The organism is Pollutimonas bauzanensis, from assembly GCF_900129885.1.
GTDB lineage: Bacteria > Pseudomonadota > Gammaproteobacteria > Burkholderiales > Burkholderiaceae_B > Pollutimonas > Pollutimonas bauzanensis.
Window position 1 is genome coordinate 619,400 of sequence record NZ_FQXE01000001.1, and the last position, 16,292, is coordinate 635,691.

Annotated in this window: 17 protein-coding genes and 1 pseudogene; 10 read left to right on the plus strand and 8 right to left on the minus strand. The window is 66.4% G+C overall.

Features of this window, described 5'->3' with window-relative positions:
- Positions 1-5 precede the first annotated feature (5 nt).
- A complete protein-coding gene (locus BUB23_RS03040) occupies positions 6-1,211 on the minus strand; it encodes a pyridoxal-phosphate-dependent aminotransferase family protein (protein WP_073101563.1) in 1,206 nt (401 codons plus the stop codon).
- A 160-nt stretch (positions 1,212-1,371) separates the two neighbouring features.
- Here BUB23_RS03040 and BUB23_RS03045 point away from each other — a divergent pair, with 160 nt between their 5' ends.
- The gene (locus tag BUB23_RS03045) at positions 1,372-2,118 is read left to right on the plus strand and encodes a GntR family transcriptional regulator (protein WP_073101564.1); all 747 of its coding nucleotides are present in this window, start codon (positions 1,372-1,374) and stop codon (positions 2,116-2,118) included.
- Positions 2,119-2,153: 35 nt separating this feature from the next.
- Positions 2,154-5,177, plus strand: a complete 3,024-nt coding sequence (locus BUB23_RS03050) for an FAD-binding and (Fe-S)-binding domain-containing protein (protein ID WP_073101565.1) — start codon at positions 2,154-2,156, stop codon at positions 5,175-5,177.
- Positions 5,178-5,193: 16 nt separating this feature from the next.
- Here BUB23_RS03050 and BUB23_RS03055 read toward each other — a convergent pair whose 3' ends face one another.
- The 7 genes and pseudogenes from BUB23_RS03055 to BUB23_RS03090 form a co-directional block, all read right to left on the minus strand.
- Positions 5,194-5,862 (minus strand): prepilin peptidase, encoded by a 669-nt coding sequence (locus BUB23_RS03055; RefSeq protein ID WP_073101566.1) that lies wholly within the window; start codon positions 5,860-5,862, stop codon positions 5,194-5,196.
- Positions 5,863-5,937: 75 nt separating this feature from the next.
- Complete coding sequence (locus tag BUB23_RS03060; protein ID WP_073101567.1) at positions 5,938-7,881, minus strand: hypothetical protein; 1,944 nt, start codon at positions 7,879-7,881, stop codon at positions 5,938-5,940.
- Between the two features lie 99 nt (positions 7,882-7,980).
- Positions 7,981-8,526, minus strand: a complete 546-nt coding sequence (locus BUB23_RS03065) for a hypothetical protein (RefSeq protein WP_073101568.1) — start codon at positions 8,524-8,526, stop codon at positions 7,981-7,983.
- A 478-nt stretch (positions 8,527-9,004) separates the two neighbouring features.
- Positions 9,005-9,343: pseudogene (locus tag BUB23_RS03075) on the minus strand (CcdB family protein); the annotation flags it as partial.
- Between the two features lie 54 nt (positions 9,344-9,397).
- The gene (locus tag BUB23_RS03080; RefSeq protein WP_073101571.1) at positions 9,398-9,643 is read right to left on the minus strand and encodes a type II toxin-antitoxin system CcdA family antitoxin; all 246 of its coding nucleotides are present in this window, start codon (positions 9,641-9,643) and stop codon (positions 9,398-9,400) included.
- A gap of 72 nt (positions 9,644-9,715) precedes the next feature.
- On the minus strand, positions 9,716-10,309 hold the full coding sequence (rrtA, locus tag BUB23_RS03085) for a rhombosortase (protein ID WP_073101572.1): 594 nt from the start codon (positions 10,307-10,309) through the stop codon (positions 9,716-9,718).
- Positions 10,309-10,788 (minus strand): type II secretion system protein N, encoded by a 480-nt coding sequence (locus BUB23_RS03090; RefSeq protein WP_073101664.1) that lies wholly within the window; start codon positions 10,786-10,788, stop codon positions 10,309-10,311. Before BUB23_RS03090 ends, rrtA begins: the two co-directional genes overlap by 1 nt.
- A gap of 255 nt (positions 10,789-11,043) precedes the next feature.
- Between BUB23_RS03090 and gspG the strand changes: the two genes are divergently transcribed.
- The 8 genes from gspG to gspN are packed head-to-tail and all read left to right on the plus strand — an operon-like array spanning position 11,044 to position 16,263.
- The gene (gene gspG / locus BUB23_RS03095) at positions 11,044-11,502 is read left to right on the plus strand and encodes a type II secretion system major pseudopilin GspG (RefSeq protein WP_073101573.1); all 459 of its coding nucleotides are present in this window, start codon (positions 11,044-11,046) and stop codon (positions 11,500-11,502) included.
- Positions 11,474-12,010, plus strand: coding sequence for a prepilin-type N-terminal cleavage/methylation domain-containing protein (locus tag BUB23_RS03100; protein WP_073101574.1), 537 nt, complete (start codon positions 11,474-11,476; stop codon positions 12,008-12,010). Before gspG ends, BUB23_RS03100 begins: the two co-directional genes overlap by 29 nt.
- Positions 12,007-12,378 carry a type II secretion system minor pseudopilin GspI gene (gspI, locus tag BUB23_RS03105; protein ID WP_073101575.1) on the plus strand — a complete coding sequence of 124 codons (372 nt, stop codon included), beginning with the start codon at positions 12,007-12,009 and terminating at the stop codon, positions 12,376-12,378. The genes BUB23_RS03100 and gspI overlap by 4 nt, the downstream gene beginning before the upstream one ends.
- Positions 12,375-12,998, plus strand: coding sequence for a PulJ/GspJ family protein (locus tag BUB23_RS03110; RefSeq protein ID WP_073101576.1), 624 nt, complete (start codon positions 12,375-12,377; stop codon positions 12,996-12,998). The genes gspI and BUB23_RS03110 overlap by 4 nt, the downstream gene beginning before the upstream one ends.
- Positions 12,995-13,894 carry a type II secretion system minor pseudopilin GspK gene (gene gspK, locus BUB23_RS03115; protein ID WP_073101577.1) on the plus strand — a complete coding sequence of 300 codons (900 nt, stop codon included), beginning with the start codon at positions 12,995-12,997 and terminating at the stop codon, positions 13,892-13,894. The genes BUB23_RS03110 and gspK overlap by 4 nt, the downstream gene beginning before the upstream one ends.
- A 1-nt stretch (position 13,895) precedes the next feature.
- On the plus strand, positions 13,896-14,921 hold the full coding sequence (gene gspL / locus BUB23_RS27250) for a type II secretion system protein GspL (RefSeq protein ID WP_073101578.1): 1,026 nt from the start codon (positions 13,896-13,898) through the stop codon (positions 14,919-14,921).
- Positions 14,918-15,517 (plus strand): type II secretion system protein GspM, encoded by a 600-nt coding sequence (gspM, locus tag BUB23_RS03125; RefSeq protein ID WP_073101579.1) that lies wholly within the window; start codon positions 14,918-14,920, stop codon positions 15,515-15,517. The genes gspL and gspM overlap by 4 nt, the downstream gene beginning before the upstream one ends.
- On the plus strand, positions 15,514-16,263 hold the full coding sequence (gene gspN / locus BUB23_RS03130) for a type II secretion system protein N (RefSeq protein ID WP_073101580.1): 750 nt from the start codon (positions 15,514-15,516) through the stop codon (positions 16,261-16,263). Before gspM ends, gspN begins: the two co-directional genes overlap by 4 nt.
- Positions 16,264-16,292: the final 29 nt, after the last annotated feature.

Below are 16,292 nucleotides of genomic sequence, written 5' to 3' on the forward strand. Positions count from 1 at the left end.
ACGGCCTAAGCTGCCTGCGCCAGTGCCGCCATGCTTGATTGGGCCAGGTGGTCCATAGCCGCCTGTGCTCCGCCTTTTCTATGCGGTACCCCCGCAATCCCCAGACCCATTTCCACCCCGGCCAGCGTGCCGCACAGGGTCAAATCATTCATGTCGCCAAGGTGGCCGATGCGAAACACCTTGTCGGACAATTTGCTCAGGCCCTGGCCCAGCGACATATCGAAATGCCGCAGCACGACTTTCCGGAATGCATCGGCGCTATGGCCGTCGGGCATGACCACGGCGGTCAGCACAGAACTGTATTCATCGGGGTTCTTGCAAAGGATATCCAGGCCCCAGGCCCGCGCCGCCTCGCGCGTCGCCTCGCCATAGCGGCGGTGGCGCGCAAAGACATGGTCCAGGCCCTCGGCGAAAAGCATCTCCAGCGCCTCGTGCAAGCCATACAGCAAATTGGTCGCCGGCGTATAGGGGAAATAGCCAGAGGGATTGATGGCGAGCATTTCCTTCCAGTCCCAGTATGAGCGCCGCAAGGCCGCCGTACCGGAGGCCGCCAGCGCCTTGGCGCTGATCGCGTTGAAGGACAGGCCCGGGGGCAGCATCAAGCCCTTTTGCGAGCCCGCCACCGTCACGTCCACGCCCCACTCATCGTGGCGATAATCCATGGAGCCCAGCGATGAAATGGTATCGACCATGAACAGGGCCGGGTGCCCGCTGTCGTCCATCGCCTGGCGCAGCGCCGCGATATTGCTGGTCACGCCGGTCGCCGTTTCATTGTGCACGGCGCAGACCGCCTTGATTTCATGGGCCTTGTCGGCGGTGAGCCGGGCGTGGATCTGCGCGGCATCGATGCCATGGCGCCAATCGCCCTCCAGGAATTCCACCCTGAGGCCCAGCTTGACCGCCATCTTTTTCCACAAGGTGGCGAAATGGCCGGTTTCCACCATCAGGACGAGATCGCCGGGCGAAAGCGTATTGACCAGCGCCGCTTCCCAGGCCCCGGTTCCCGATGAAGGATAGATGACCACGTCCGCCTCGGTCTTGAACACCTTTTTCATGCCCGCCAGGACCGACTTGCCCAATACGCCGAATTCCGGACCGCGATGGTCGATGGTGGCGTTGTCGATGGCGCGCAGCACCCGGTCCGGAACGTTGGTGGGGCCCGGGATCTGCAGAAAATGCCGTCCGGACGGATGAGAATGCAAGGCAATCATGAACAAGCTCCCGCTAAATTTGGTATACAAAATACAAACTTTAGGGAATAATAAACATCAAGCAATTTGCACGCAAGCGGAATTTTTGCTGCGCTACGGCATAAAGCGCTCAGGCCATGGCTTACAATTCATGGCATGGCAATCTTGTTTTGTATACCAAATGAAAATTGAACAGCTAGGCGACATCAAGGACCCGCGCACGCCGCCCACCGCCCCGCCGGCCGGCGCGGCGCAGGCCGTGGACCGGCGCACCCTGCCGACCGCGGTGGCCGACAGGCTGCGGGAAATGATCATCGAAGGCCAGCTGGCGGCGGGCGTCCGCCTGAACGAGCGCGCCTTGTGCGACCAGTTGCAGGTTTCGCGCACGCCCTTGCGGGAAGCCTTCCGGCTGCTCGCCGCCGACGGCCTCGTGCGCATACAGCCCAATCGCGGCGCCCAGGTTGTCGCCCTGTCGGAAAAAGACATACGCGAAAGCTTCGAGGTCATGGGCGCGCTTGAAGCGCTGTCGGGCGGCCTGGCCTGCCTGCACATCAGCGACCGCGAAATCGCCGAGATCAAGGCGCTCACCTTTGAAATGCAGGCATGCCATGCGCGCCGCGACCTGCCCGCCTATTACCACGTCAACCGCGAGATCCACGACCGCATCAACGCGGCCGGGCACAACCAGTTGTTGTCGCAGGTGTATAAAACCATCAACCTGCGCCTGCAGAACCTGCGCTTCCGCTCCAACCTGAACCACGAAAAATGGGACAAGGCCATGCAGGAACATATCGACATGGTCGAGGCCCTGGCCGCGCGCGATGGCGAGCGCCTGGCGCGGATCATGCGCATCCACCTGCAGCGCAAGGGTGAAGCGGTGCTCGAAGGCTTGAAACAGCAGGCTCCCGGCGCCGCCCCCCCGGCTTGACCGGGCCGGGCAAGACTTGAACCAGGAATCCGTCGATGAACGCCCCCACGCCCAAGCAATCGCAGCTGTCTTCCAGCGCAAAAAGCAATGAGCTGGCCGCCCGCCTGCGGCTCGCGGCCGAAGGCGAGGTCCTGTTCGACCAGGGCTCCCGGGGCCGCTACGCCACCGACGCGTCCATCTACCAGATAGACCCCGTCGGCGTGCTGATTCCCAAAAGCATCGATGACGTGCGCGCGGCGATCGGCCTTTGCCGGGAACTGGAAATACCGCTGCTGGCCCGGGGCGCGGGCACCTCGCAATGCGGCCAGACGGTGGGCGCGGCGCTGGTCATCGACAACAGCAAATACCTGAATCGCCTGATCGAATTCAATCCCGAAGCCATGAGCGCCACGGTCGAGCCGGGCATGGTGCTGGATCACCTGAACGCATGGCTCAAGCCGCAAGGCCTATGGTTTCCGGTCGATGTCAGCACAGCCGCCCAATGCACATTGGGCGGCATGGCGGGCAACAACTCCTGCGGGTCCAGATCGATAGCCTATGGCAACATGGTGCACAACGTGCTCGGCATCGACGCCCTGCTGTCCGACGGCACCGAAGCCCTGTTCGGCGATGAACGCCAGATGCGCGGCGCCCCGCCGCGCGTGGCCGGAATCATCGAGCAACTGCACGCCATAGCCCTGCGCGAACGCGACGAAATGCAAAGCATGGTGCCGGCGGTCTTGCGCCGGGTCGGCGGCTACAACCTCGACATTTTCCATCCGCAAAGCCCCAGGCCCTATACCGGCGACGGCGGCGTGAACCTGGCGCACTTGCTGGTGGGCAGCGAAGGCACCCTGGCCTATACCCGGCAGATCTCCCTGAAGCTGGCGCCCCTGCCCGCCAGCAAAACCCTGGGGGTGGTCAACTTCCCCACCTTCTACCAGGCCATGGACCTGACCCGCCATATCGTGCAACTGGCGCCCTGCGCCGTCGAACTGGTGGACCGCACGATGATAGAACTGGCCCGCGGCAATCCCGCGTTCAGGCCCGTCATAGAAAAGGCGCTGATCGGCGCGCCCGAAGCCATTTTGCTGGTCGAATTCGCCGGCGAATCGCAGGCGGAGCAACTGGCCAAGCTGGCGCAATTGGTGGAACTGATGGGCGACCTGGGCCTGCCGGGATCCGTGGTCGAGATGAGCGACGCGGGCGCGCAGAAAGCACTATGGGAAGTGCGCAAGGCGGGGCTCAACATCATGATGAGCATGCGCGGCGATGGCAAGCCCGTATCCTTCATCGAGGACTGCGCGGTGCCGCTGGAGCACCTGGCCGAATACACCAGCAGCCTGACCGAGGTCTTCCGCAAGCACGGCACGCGCGGCACATGGTACGCGCATGCATCGGTGGGAACTTTGCATGTGCGCCCCATTCTCGACATGCGCGCCGGCGGCGCCGAGAAAATGCGCGCCATCGCCCAGGAAGCCGCCGCCATGGTGCGGCGCTACAAAGGGGCGTTCTCGGGCGAGCATGGCGACGGCCTGGTGCGCAGCGAATGGGTGTCCTGGCAGTTCGGCCCGCGCCTGACGGCCGCGTTCGAAGAAATCAAGGACATCTTCGACCCCGCCGGGATCATGAACCCCGGCAAGATCGTGCGCTGCGAAAAAATGGACGATGCCTCGCTATTCCGCTACCAGCCGGGCTACCGGACCATCGCCCTGAAGCCGGCGCTCGACTGGTCGGCATGGAATGTCGCCAGCGACCCGGCCGCCGACACGACCAGCGCTCCCGGCACGGGCGGCGACCCTAGCGGCGGCTTGGCCAAAGCCGTGGAAATGTGCAACAACAATGGCCACTGCCGAAAATTCGACGCCGGCACGATGTGCCCCAGCTACCGCATTACCAGGGACGAGCGGCACTTGACGCGCGGGCGCGCCAACACCCTGCGCCTGGCCCTGTCCAGCCAGTTGGGACCCGAAGGACTCGCGTCCGAGGAAATGCGCGCGACGCTGGATTTATGCGTAAGCTGCAAAGGCTGCAAGCGCGATTGCCCGACGGGCGTGGACATGGCCAGAATGAAGGTCGAATTCCTGCATCAATGGCAAGACAAGCACGGCCTGAAGTTCAAGGACAGGCTGATCGCCACCTTGCCGCGCTGGGCGCCGTGGGCCGCCCGCCTGCCCTTCCTGTTCAATCTGCGCGACACCATGCCGGGCGCCGCGGCGCTGTCGCAGCGCTGGCTGGGGTTTTCCGCGAAACGCTCGCTGCCCAAGTGGCGCCGCGACACCTTCCTGAACCGGGCGCCCGCGACCGATGACGCAAGCGCCGACGTAGTGCTGTTCGTGGACACCTTCAACAACTATTTCGACTCCGAGAACGCCCGCGCCGCGCACAAGGTGTTGCGGGCCGCCGGCTATCGGGTGCATATTGCAAGCGCCGCGCCCGGCGACGCCGACGCGCAAAGGCCGCTATGCTGCGGCCGCACTTATCTGGCGGCCGGTCTGGTCGACCAGGCCAAGGCCGAAGCGCGCCGCGTCATCGAGGCAATGCGCCCCTTCGTCAGCCGCGGCATAGCCGTTGTCGGTCTGGAGCCATCCTGTCTGCTCACCCTGCGCGATGAGTTCCTGGTGATGGGACTGGGCGGCGACGCCCAGTTGCTGGCGGACAATTCATATTTGTTCGAAGAATTCCTGGCCCGCGAGCACAAGGCGGGCCGCCTCGATCTCAAGCTGGCCGCGCTGCCGGAAAAGCGCGCCTTGCTGCACGGCCACTGCCACCAGAAAGCCTTCGACGCCGTCCAGCCCATACAGCAGGTGCTGGCGCTGATCCCGGAACTGCAAGTGGAGCTGATCGAATCGAGCTGTTGCGGCATGGCCGGCAGCTTCGGCTATGAGGCCAGCCACTACGAGGCATCCTTGCGGATGGCCGAACTGTCGCTGCTGCCCGCCATCCGCAAGGCCGCGCCCGGCACCCTGCTGATCGCCGACGGCACCAGCTGCCGGCATCAGATCGCCGACGGCATGCGCAGCGACGGGCCATACAACGCCGTCCATGTGGCATGCGTGCTGGAGCGGGCCCTGGCCTGACGCGCGCCCGCCCAGGCTACAGCCGCAACAGGCCCAGAATGCCCGCCGCGGCCAGATAGGGGCCGAAGCGCAGGGCGTCCCCGGCCTGCGCCCGCCCCGCCAGGCGCAGGCCCAGGGCGACGACCAAGGCCGACGACGACGCTGCCAGCAATACCCAAGGCAAAGACATCCACCCCAGCCAGGCGCCCAGCGCAGCCAGCAGCTTGAAGTCGCCGTCGCCCATGCCTACGCGGCCGGTCAGCCACAGGAAGAGCTGGCGGATGGACCAAAGCGCCGCATACCCGCCCGCCGCGCCCAGCACCGCCTCGGGCAAGGGCGCGAACGCGCCATCCAGGTTCGCCAGCAAACCCAGCCAGAGCAAAGGCAAGGTCAGCCTGTCGGGCAGGAAGCCGGTTTCGGCATCGACCCACGCCAGCGCCAGAAGCGTCAATGTATATACGATGGCGGCCACAGCCGCCAGCGTCGCGCCGAAGCGCCAGGCGCAAAGCATGGCCATGCCCAGGCAGGCGGCATGGAAGCCATTGCGCCAGCGCCGGTGAGCCAGGGACGGCTCGGCCGCCATGCCGGCGTCCAATGCGCGCGGCAACAGATAGGCGGCCCTGGATAGCAGGACCGCCAAGGGCAGCGCCAGCAGCGCCGCCAACAGCAGCGCCCCCGCCTGGCCTATATTCCATGTTGTCCACATGCCTTGCACTGAATGCCCCCGTTCCAAAAAACCGCCGCAACCCGGGCGGACCAGGAGCGCGGCGGCATGCCACAATTATCCCCCCGAACCCGGGCGGCCCGCGGGCCGCCCGCCCGGGCCTTTGCGCAACCGGCGGGTCAGCGCCAGGCCGGCGAGGCCCAGGGCGGAAAGCCAGCCCAGGCTTCCGCTTCCGCCGCCGCCATGCGCGACAGGCGGCGCAACGGCCCCGCCGTCACCGCCATTGTCGCCGCCGCTGTCGTCATCATTATCGCCCGCGCCGCGGCCGGTCTCGGTGTGGGCGACAATGAGCGAGACGAATTCAGGCGTGACAGGATCGGCGACCGTTCCGGTATATTTTTGGATACTGTCGACCATTACTTCTATCGTGTTGGCGTCCACCGCCTTCCACGCCACCGGATCGATGTGAGGCGTCCAGATCGCCTGGCCCGCATCGTCGGCGTAAGAGGACTTGCGTCCGCGCACCAGCGTCAGCCCTTGCGGTATGCCCTGGGCAAACTGCAGACGCACGACGACATTGTCCCGGAAGCGCCCGACCCGGCCGTTGCTTGGATCCGTGTCGTCGGGGGTCAGAAGCGCCTGGAAATCGGGCGAAGAAAGATTTTCGAAACCTTCGCCGAAGACCGCGGTGCCTTCTTCCTTGAAGGCCGCAAGGTAGTCCGGCAGTATGGCTTGCTTGGCGGCCAGATCATTCTGAAAACCGACTAGCGTTGCCTGCCTGTTGGTCAGCCGGGTTACCCATGACGCATAAGCCGAATCAGACGCATCATGCGTATCGAGCCAGATTTGTGCTTGCTCCACGTAACCCTGTTGGTTGGGAATGTGCGTTGTCTGCAATTCGTAAATAGTCAGAAGGGTAACGTTATAGTCGTAAAAGCGTTGATAAGGCGTGTCGAACGTGGTGACCTTGTAGTACACGGTCCCCAGCGAATAATCCAGCGCCTTGCCGTCGGCACCGTTGGCCGCGAGCAGCGGGACATAGTCGGAATCTATGGCTTCGCCGCGCGCCGCGGGCGTGACGAAATAGTCGTTCGGCGGGGCGTACAAGCTGACGCGCTCGCCGTTGACGGTGCGCAGGTTGCTGACGACCTTGACGCTGCCCATGCCCTGCGCCAGGTCCGGCGTGCCGTCGTTGGCGAAATCGCCGGCTTCCCAGATGTCGGGCGAGGCGTCGTTGTCGCTGTCGCGCGGCTGCAGCGCGAAAGGCCCTATCTCATCGGCATCGGCAATGCCGTCGCCGTCATTGTCGGACACCTTGGGGTCCAGCCCGAGCGCCAGGGCCAGCGCATCGGGGATGCCATCGCCGTTGCTGTCCGTGCCGTCGTCCTTGAACATGACGTCCGCATCCCATTGCGGCGACACGACAAACGGAAATACGCCCACGATCTTGCGGCCCGGCATGCCGTCTTCCTCGCCGGTTTCGGCATCCGCGTCCAGGGAAACTATCTTCAGCTTGCCGTCCTGCTGGTCGATGCGGAATTTCTGGATGATGTTGCCCACGGGGTATCCCGCCATGTCAAAGTAGATCTGCAGGGCGTAGCGCGCGGTGTAAGTGCCGTCGCCGTTGTCGACGAAGGTGCCGGTCACCTCATTCAGGTCGGGCACGGCCGGCGGCATGGTCTGGCCTATGATTTTCGTATAGCCGTAGTTGCGCAGCTGGTAGGGCGGATAGACGATGTTCATGGCGCGAAGATAGCCGCCGCCCATGACTATCGTTTTCTTGTCGAAGTCCCACTCCCAGTAGGCGCGCTTGAAGCTGCCGCCCAGCACGTTGTACTTGACGCCGTTTTCCCCGGTAACGATGCGGAAATGCGGCGCGCCGGAATCGATGGCCGAATTCATGTAAAACTGATATTCGCCGACATATTTTCCGGTGATGCCGGGCGATCCCGCCGCCAGCGCCGCGCCCAGGGGCGACAGCAAAGCCAGCGCGCAGGCAAGCCGCCCAGCCTTTCGAGGCGCTGCGTTCTTATGTTTCATGGGGTTGCGTTGAGTCTTCATTTAAGTATCCGGCAAAAAGAAAAAGGTTGAATCCGGGCCGCCACCGGCCAGGCCTTCATGCTTTCTGGGGCATGAAGGCCTGGCCGCGCGGCTTGCGGCTTACTGCAGGGTGGCCGTGCCCGTCCAGTCGCGCTCGACGATGAAGGGGAAGCCGAAACCAGACAGTCGCGTGCCTATCACGCCGTCCGGCGTGCCGCCCGGTTCGACATCGAGCGTGACGACGGAGATATTGCCCGCGCCGTCTTCGGTGATTTCAAGCGTGCTGGTGGTCGGCCCCACCGGGTTGCCAAAATTGGGGTTGTAGGCCTGGAAGTTGTAGGCAAGCGTGTAGGTGCCGTCCAGGTTGTCGGTGATGGTGACGTGGCTTTGACCACTCTGCGGATGCGCGGCATAGGCGAACGTTCCCATGGGGCCGCTCACCGCGCCGTTGCTGATGGTTGCCGTCTTCGCGTCAAAGTTGAATACCCAAGCCGGGCTGAAGGTGCTGACGCCGCGGATGACGTTGTCGGAACTGCGCATCGTCAAGTTGTGGTTGCCGGCATAAACGCCCGTCAGGTTGGGCGTGCCTGCCCATGCGATGCCTATGCTTCCCAATGCCAGCGATGCCGCCAGCATGGACTTGGCGAAAAATTGACTAGCTTTCATAGCGATTCCTTTATAGGAGTGCAAGAGAGAAAATCATCGGCGGCCGCCCCTCGCCATCGGCCATCGACGCTGAAGACCGGCATTGGGGCGCAAGCGCCCGGGCATGCAGGCCATCGATAAGAATTGATAACAATTCTTATTCGCGCCATTGTTGGCTGGGGAGGGAACTCTTACAAATGACAATTGTCAACGGGCCGGAAAAACTTTTGCCTGGCGTGTTGGCGTGTTGGCGTGTTGGCGTGTTGGCGTGTTGGCGTGTTGGCGTGTTGGCGTGTTGGCGTGTTGGCGCGGGCGTCGCTGTCCGGCCAACTGGCGTTGGCCAAGCGAAATCGCGATGTGAAAAGCGGCCAGGCTGGCAAGGCCGGGCCCCATTGGCGGATTGCCGCCAGTTATTAATAATCCAATAATTGATGGAGACGGCGGAGACGAGGAACGACCGGCTGAAGGACCGCAAGCAGGCGCGCCGGCCCGCCAAAAGCTATTCCTGCAAAACCTCTTCCAGCGTGGCGGCGTCCAGAATATTCAGGGACCAGGTTTCCAACCGCGCCAGGGTGGCAACCCGCAGGCGCTGCTGGATGGCTTGCGGCAAGGGGCCGAATATGCGGGCCAGGCGGGGCTGCGCTGGCTTTTTCAATTCTTTAATGGGTACGGCAGCCAGTTTGGCCGTGTCCAGAAAACAGGCCCGGCCTTCGACTTGCAAGACAGGAGCGAGATCGCCGGGCAGCGCGACCTTAGGAAATGTGCTGATCAATCGCAATGGAATGGCGACCTGCGTCGCCAAACCGCGGAGGTGGTCGCTTTGCACATCGACCAGATAGGGAGTGGTTCCTGGTGCCGTCCCGGATTGCGGTAAATGTCATAGCGGGCCACGTCAGAGCGAGCGCCAGTCGGCCAGGGGCAAGCCTTCCGATTCCACGGACACGTTGTACGCCTCGATAAAGCCGGCATGCTGCTCGCCCCATTGCCGCGCCTTTTCCTCCTGAATCGCCACACGCAGGAAACGTTCGCATGTCTGGGACAAGTTGATGCCCAATGCCTTGGCGTCGTTGTAGACATCAAGCGATAAAGAGATATTAGTGGCTCGTTTCGGCGGATTTTTGACTAGTGGCGCAACCATGCGGACCTCCGTGCATTCATGCGCATGATCATACGCATGCCCTGGTCGACACACCACAGCCGGCCTCGAGCATCAGGTGAGGCGACGTGATCCGCGCCAGCCCCGCCAGCCCATGGCCGCCATGCCCAGGAGGAAACCGTAGACATGGGCGATGCCCACGATGCGCCCGCCTATCATGGCTTCCTCGGACGCCGAGGGCGCGACGCCCCATTGCCAAAGCATCCAGGCCGCGATGCCGGCCAGGGCCAGCCCGGCGGCGCGGTCGCCGCGCCATGCCTGGGGCAGGAGCCCCAGCGCAAACATGCCGTAGAGCACGCCCGACAAGCCGACATAATCCTGGACGCCGGGCGAGCCCCACCACAGGCACAGGCCCACGCCCAGGGCCAGGCCCGCGATCCGCCGCCAGAAATGGCGATCGTAGAGTTCCGGCGCAAGGCAGCAGCACAGCAATATGCCCAGGACATTCAAGGCGGCATGGGCCCAGCCCAGATGCACGAAATGCGCGCTGAAGACGCGCCACCACTCGCCCGCGGCCAGCGCCTGGCGGTCCAGGCGCAAGGCCATGCGCAGCGGCTCGCCGCCCGCCTGCAAAAGCAGCGCGAAAGCGCCCAGCGCCAGCGCGCGCAGCCAGGCAGCCGGCCGGGCGGGGGAAAAAAAATCACGCATCAGGGCCGCGCCGCGCCGGCGGCCGGGGCGGCGGGAGCGACGGGGACGAAGCCCTGGATCACGGCCGCCGGATTGGCCGGCACCGGCAGTTGCTCGACCACGCCGTCCTGGTCTATGGACACCGCCTTGGGAGTCACCGCGGCCAAGGTCACGCCCGGGGCCAGCGCCTGCCCGACCCGATAGGCCTGCGCGGCGCCGCCATTGACGGCCAGCAATGCGGCGCCGCTATCGCCGCCCGCCGCGATCAGGCCCGTCACGGCGACCCGCAAGCGCTGGCTGCCGCCGCCGAACCAGCGCGCCACCGCGGCGGTATCGGAACCTGCAGTCGTGGCGGGGCCGAGCGCCGCGGGCAGCGCGCCCGGGGCGGGCGCGAAAAGCAGCGCGCCCCATATGCCCACGCCCGCGGCAAAAGCCAGGATGCCGGCGCGGCGGACGACGGCGGGCCAATCGGCGTTGGACATCAGGTGGAAAAAAGCCATTTTGCGCAAGCCCGTCCCGCGGCCGGGCATCCGGGCCGGGGAACATGAAATGAAAAGACGACCATGATGCCCCGTAAATGCCCGGAACACTCTTGCCATTTATCAATTTGCCGCAGACATATGACAATTGTCAATTACTGTTTCGGGGTTTGAAAAATATACTCGTGAATAGTTTGCTTTCTCATCCGTCTGGCGGCGGCGCGCCCGCCGGCCACTATGCCATATCCATCCATTTTTTCGTAGCGGCATTCCCCGATGAATCGCGATTTATCAATTTCCCCACAAGGTCTCACGCACAGCAGCCGGCAGCATGGTTTCTCCTTGATCGAAATCATGGTGGTTGTCGTAATCATGGGCATATTGGCGGCGCTGGTGGTGCCCAATCTGCTCGACCGGCCCGATCAGGCGCGCGCCGTGGCGGCGCGCCAGGACATCGGCGCCATCATGCAGGCGCTCAAGCTCTACAGGCTGGACAACGGCCGCTATCCCACCTCGGAACAAGGCCTGCAGGCGCTGGCCCGGCAGCCGGCGGCCGGCCCCCTGCCCAATAACTGGCGCGCCTACATGGACCGGCTGCCCAATGATCCCTGGAACACGCCTTATCAATATCTGAATCCGGGCGTGCATGGGGAAATCGATGTCTTTTCATTGGGCGCCGACGGCCAGCCCGGAGGCGAAGGCAACAATGCCGATATCGGTTCCTGGGCCAGGTAAGCCGCGGCCGTCCAGCGCCTTGCAGAAAGGGTTTTCGCTGCTGGAAATACTCATCGTGCTGGTGATCATCGGCATCGCGACGGCAAGCGTGAGCCTGGGCGCATTTTCCGATGGCGAGGCCAGGGCGCTGCGGCAGGAAGCCTTGCGCCTGTCGCAGTTGTTTGCCATCGCCCAGGCCGAGGCCCGCAGCGGCGGGCGCCCCATCGCCTGGGAATACGACGCCGCCGGATACCGCTTCGTGCGCCGCGCGCGTGCCCTGGTCCTGCCGGCCGGCATGGCCATGCAGGCCGGCGGCGCCATTGCCATCGACGATTTCACCGGCGACGATGCGCTGCGCCCGCGCCCCTGGGCGGGGGGCGCCGCCATCCGGGTGAGCGTGGATCCGCCCATGGCGGCGCTGTTCAACGCGGAATGGATGCCGGGCCCCATGGTGGTGGAACTGAGCGATGGCCGGCAAACCGTCCGCATCGCGCGCCAGGGCAATGGCCAGTACCAGGTCGAGCCATGAATTCCCGGCCGCGGCAAACCGGCTTCACGCTGCTCGAAGTCCTGGTCGCCCTTGCCATCGTCAGCGTCGCGCTGGCGGCTTGCGTGCGGGCGCTGGGCCTGAGCGCCAACGGCGCCCAGGCCATGCGGGAACGCAGCCTGGCGCTCCAGGCCGCGGAAAACCGCCTGGCCGAAATCCGCTTGCTGCGCGCCTTTCCCAAACCCGGCCGGGAAAGCGAGCCTTGCCCGCAAGGCCCCCTGCCGCTCGTGTGCGAGCAGGAAATCCAGGACTCCAGCAACAGCAGCTTCAGGCAGATCACCCTGCGCGCGCGGCTTGCCGGCGGCCCGGTGCTGGCCGAGCTCAGCAGCTTGCTGTCGTCGCTGCCATGAACGCCGCAAGCGCAGGCCGGCAGCGGGGCTTCACCCTGATCGAAGTGCTGGTCGCCCTGGCCCTGATGGCCCTGGTCAGCCTGATCTCCTGGCGGGCGCTCGATGTGGTCGAGCGCTCCAGCGAACGCCTGAACGCCAGCGCGGACGACACTCTCGCCATCGTGCGCGCGCTGGGCCAGATCGAACGCGATATCGGCCAGCGCGCCGGCGGCGATATCCTGCCGGCCATCCCGGCCGGCGCCGTCGCGGCGCCGGCGGCCGTCTTGCCGCCCGGCATACGCTGGCTCGCGCAGCAAGGCGCGACGCCCGTGCTGGCCCTGGTGCGGGCCGCGGGCGATGACGGCGCATGGCAGCAGGTGTACTGGCGCCAGGAGGGCGACACCTTGCTCCGCGCCGCGGGGCCCGCCGCCTACCGCCTGCCCTTGCCCGAGCCCGGCCGCGGCGACGTGGTGCTGGACCATGTCAGGCAATTCACCGTGCGCGCCTGGCTGCCGGGGCGGGGCTGGTCCGCCCTGCCCGCTCCCGCCAATTCCCCCACGGCCACCGGCCTGGAAATCGTGATCGAGCGCCAGCGCAACGACCGCGGCGAGCCCTACCGCAAAGTGGTGCTGCTGCCATGACCCGCCTGCAAGCATTCAGGCAGCGGGGCATGGCGGTCATCGGCGCGCTGCTGGTGGTGGCCGCGGCCTCGATCGCCGCCACCGCCATCGTCGAGCGCCAGGCCTTGCTGGCGCGCACCCTCATCGGCGAGCGCGACCGCGCGCAGGCCAAATGGCTGTTGCGCAGCGGCCTGGACTGGTCGCGCGTCATTTTGCGCTACGACGCGCGCCGCAGCCCGATCACCCACAAGGACGCGATGTGGGCGCAGCCCATCGCCGGGCTGGAAATCAGCCCGCCCGGCGACGCGCGCCAGGCGCTGTTTTCAGGGCGCATCGAGGACGAACAGGGCAAATACAATCTTCGGAACCTGGCCATCGACGGCGTCGTGCAGCCCCAGGAACTGCTCGTCCTGGAACGATTGCTGGGCGGACTGAATATCCCCGCATCGGTGGCGGCCAGCATCGCCGAGCGTGTGGCCGATTCCCAGGCCAGCCAGGAAAGAAGCGCGCTGGCGCCGGGCCTGCGCGGGGTCGGCGATCTGCGCGGCCTGGATGGCGTGACGCCGGGCATGGTGGACATCCTCGCGCCCTACCTGACCGTCCTGCCGGAAAAAACCACCGTCAACGCCAATACCGCCAGCGCGGAAGTACTCAGCGCGAACCTGGCCGGTCTGCCGCTGGCCGAGGCCAGGGCGCTGGCCGGGCAGCGCGACCGCGGGCAGTGGTTCAACAGCCTCGCGGATTTCACCAACCGGCTGGGCAACCCCGAGGTCGCCCCGGGCGGGCGGATAGGCGTGAACAGCGACTGGTTCCGCGTCGCGGGCGAAGTGACGCTGGACCGCAGCGTCGTCGGCATGCAGGCGCTGCTGCACCGGCAGGGCAGCAGGGCGCCCGTCATAGTCTGGATCAGGGATTGACATGAAGCATCCCCTGCGCCTGGCGCTGCCCCCCCTCGCCCGCCTCACGCCGGAATCCCTGCTGCCATTCGCCTTGCTCGATCACGAAGGGCGCCTGCTGCGCTCGGGGGAACTGCCGCTCAACCGGCTGGCCGCGGCGCTGCCCGCCGGCGGTGTGCAGGCCATACTGCATCCGGGCGACGCCATCGTCGTATCGATCACCCTGCCCCCATTGCCCGCAAAACGGTTCGACGCGGCCGTGCAGGCCAGCGTCGAACCGATGACCCTGTCCGACACGGCGGATCTCTGCATCGCCCACGGGCCGCGCGCCGCCGACGGCAGCATGAGCGTCGCCTGGGCGGAGCGGCGCGCCCTCCTGAATGCATGGGAACTGCTGGCCGGCGCCGGCCTCACGCTCTCGGCCATCGTTCCCCATTGCCTGGCCCTGCCGGCGGGCGATCCCCACCCCGACCTGCCCTTGGCGCTTCCCGTCGACGAGCGCTGGCTGGCGGCCCTGCCGCGCTGGTCCCTGGCGCAGGCGCAATGGCGGCCGGCCTCGCAAGGGCGCCGCTGGCGCGGCGCCGGCCTGTGGGCGGGCGCCGCCGCGCTGCTATGGCTGATCGGGCTGCAAGGCTATGCCGCCCAGTTGCGCAACGAGACGCGCGCGCTGCAGGCGGCGATGGAGCAGGCGGTGCGCAAGGCCTTCCCCGCCATTCCCGTGGTGATCGATCCCGTCAAGCAGGCCCAGGGGCAGCGCGACGCGCTGCGGCTGGCCCGCGGCGCCGCGGGGGAAGACGACTTCATGCCGCTGGCCCTGGCCGCGGCCGCGACGCTGAAATTCACCGACAACCACGTCGCCGCCCTGCATTATGAAAATGGCCAGCTGACCCTCACCCTGAGCGAAGGCTATACGCCGCCCGGCAACGAAGCGGTCTTGCAGCAGTCGGCCGCCGTGCACGCGCTTGCGCTGCAAAAAGACGACAAGCTCGCGCATACCTGGCATGTCCGGCGCGCCGGCCCGCAGGCCGCGCAAGGGGCCCGGCCATGAGCGCGCGCCCCTTGCTGTCCGGCTCCCGGCTGCCCGCCGCCTGGCGCCGGCAGGCCGATATGCGCAAACAGCAGGCGCAAGCCTGGTGGAAAGAGCGCCAGCCCAGGGAACGCCTGCTCTTGCAGGCCGGCGCGGCCATGGCGGCCCTGGCGCTGGCCTGGCTGCTGGCGCTGCGGCCGGCGCTGGACACGATCGCGAAATCCCGCGAGCTGCTGCCGCGCCTGCGCGCCGATGCCGTGCAGGTCGACGCCCTGATCATCGAGGCCCGGGCCTTGCAGAGCGGCCAGTCGGGCGCAATAGAGCCCGCCGGCCTGTCCGCGGCATTGCAGGGCAGCCTGCAGCGCGCCGGGCTGGGCGCGGCGGGCGCGCTGGCCGCGATCGCCGAACCGTCCGGCGGGCCGGCCCAACAATGGGAAATCACGCTGCAGAACGCCAATGCCGCCCGCGTCATGGAATGGCTCGCCGGCCTGCCCTATCTTCTGCAGCTGCAAACCAGGGAGGTCGAGCTGGCGCGCGCGAATATCGACGGCAGGGACAGGCCGGGCAATGTGTCCGGGCGCATCGTGGTCCAGCTGCCGGCCAAGGGCGCGCCATGACGCGCCTGGCGCTGGGGGCCGCCGGCCTGCTGCTCCTGGCCTGCGCGGGCGCGCTGGCGGTGATGCCCGCGCGCTGGCTGATGGCGGCGCTGCCGGCGGCCTGGCCCCTGGCCGTGGTCGACGCCGCCGGCACGATCTGGTCGGGCAGCGCCACGATCGCGCTCGGCGCGCCGGGCCGCCGCCGCACGCTGGCCGAGCCGCTGCGCTGGCGCGTTTCGCTTGCCGGCGGCCCCCGGGTGCTCGCTTCCCACCCGTGGCTGGGCGGCGCCCTGGCCCTGGCGCCGGGCTGGCGCGGCATAAAGGTATCGGCGCAAACCTTGCAGCTGCCCGCCTCGGCGCTCATTGCCCTGCATCCCGCGATGAGCACAATAGGCCCGGGCGGCGAGCTCCTGCTCAGTTGGCCGGCGAGCGTCATCGGCGCGGGCGGCCCGCCGCCCGGGGCCAAGCTGGTGGATATCCAATGGCGCAACGCCAGCGCGGCACTGACGCCCCTGCGGCCGATGGGCAGCTATACCCTGGCCATAACGCAAGGCGCCCAAGACCGCATCGACCTGGCTTTGAGCACCCAGCAGGGCCCCTTGCAGCTGCAAGGCAAAGGCACGCTGACCGGAAGCGGCGGCTTGCAGTTCGACGGCGCGGCGCAAGCCGACCCGGCGGCCAATGCCGATATCCGCGCCGCGCTGGACGACTTGCTCGCCGCCCTCGGCCCGCGCGATGGAAACCGGACTCTTCTGCGCTTTCGCTAGCGCCCTTTATATGCAGGCTTATCGCAACG

Bases quoted from the DNA above. Each gene is read 5' to 3' on its own strand.
- gspM (WP_073101579.1), top strand. From the start codon at position 14,918: ATGAGCGCGCGCCCCTTGCTGTCCGGCTCCCGGCTGCCCGCCGCCTGG.
- BUB23_RS03045 (WP_073101564.1), top strand. From the start codon at position 1,372: ATGAAAATTGAACAGCTAGGCGACATCAAGGACCCGCGCACGCCGCCC.
- BUB23_RS03100 (WP_073101574.1), top strand. From the start codon at position 11,474: ATGCCGATATCGGTTCCTGGGCCAGGTAAGCCGCGGCCGTCCAGCGCC.
- rrtA (WP_073101572.1), bottom strand. From the start codon at position 10,309: ATGCGTGATTTTTTTTCCCCCGCCCGGCCGGCTGCCTGGCTGCGCGCG.
- BUB23_RS03110 (WP_073101576.1), top strand. From the start codon at position 12,375: ATGAACGCCGCAAGCGCAGGCCGGCAGCGGGGCTTCACCCTGATCGAA.
- BUB23_RS03040 (WP_073101563.1), bottom strand. From the start codon at position 1,211: ATGATTGCCTTGCATTCTCATCCGTCCGGACGGCATTTTCTGCAGATC.
- BUB23_RS03090 (WP_073101664.1), bottom strand. From the start codon at position 10,788: ATGGCTTTTTTCCACCTGATGTCCAACGCCGATTGGCCCGCCGTCGTC.
- gspI (WP_073101575.1), top strand. From the start codon at position 12,007: ATGAATTCCCGGCCGCGGCAAACCGGCTTCACGCTGCTCGAAGTCCTG.
- BUB23_RS03055 (WP_073101566.1), bottom strand. From the start codon at position 5,862: ATGTGGACAACATGGAATATAGGCCAGGCGGGGGCGCTGCTGTTGGCG.
- BUB23_RS03050 (WP_073101565.1), top strand. From the start codon at position 2,154: ATGAACGCCCCCACGCCCAAGCAATCGCAGCTGTCTTCCAGCGCAAAA.
- gspL (WP_073101578.1), top strand. From the start codon at position 13,896: ATGAAGCATCCCCTGCGCCTGGCGCTGCCCCCCCTCGCCCGCCTCACG.
- gspN (WP_073101580.1), top strand. From the start codon at position 15,514: ATGACGCGCCTGGCGCTGGGGGCCGCCGGCCTGCTGCTCCTGGCCTGC.
- BUB23_RS03060 (WP_073101567.1), bottom strand. From the start codon at position 7,881: ATGAAGACTCAACGCAACCCCATGAAACATAAGAACGCAGCGCCTCGA.
- BUB23_RS03065 (WP_073101568.1), bottom strand. From the start codon at position 8,526: ATGAAAGCTAGTCAATTTTTCGCCAAGTCCATGCTGGCGGCATCGCTG.
- gspG (WP_073101573.1), top strand. From the start codon at position 11,044: ATGAATCGCGATTTATCAATTTCCCCACAAGGTCTCACGCACAGCAGC.
- gspK (WP_073101577.1), top strand. From the start codon at position 12,995: ATGACCCGCCTGCAAGCATTCAGGCAGCGGGGCATGGCGGTCATCGGC.
- BUB23_RS03080 (WP_073101571.1), bottom strand. From the start codon at position 9,643: ATGGTTGCGCCACTAGTCAAAAATCCGCCGAAACGAGCCACTAATATC.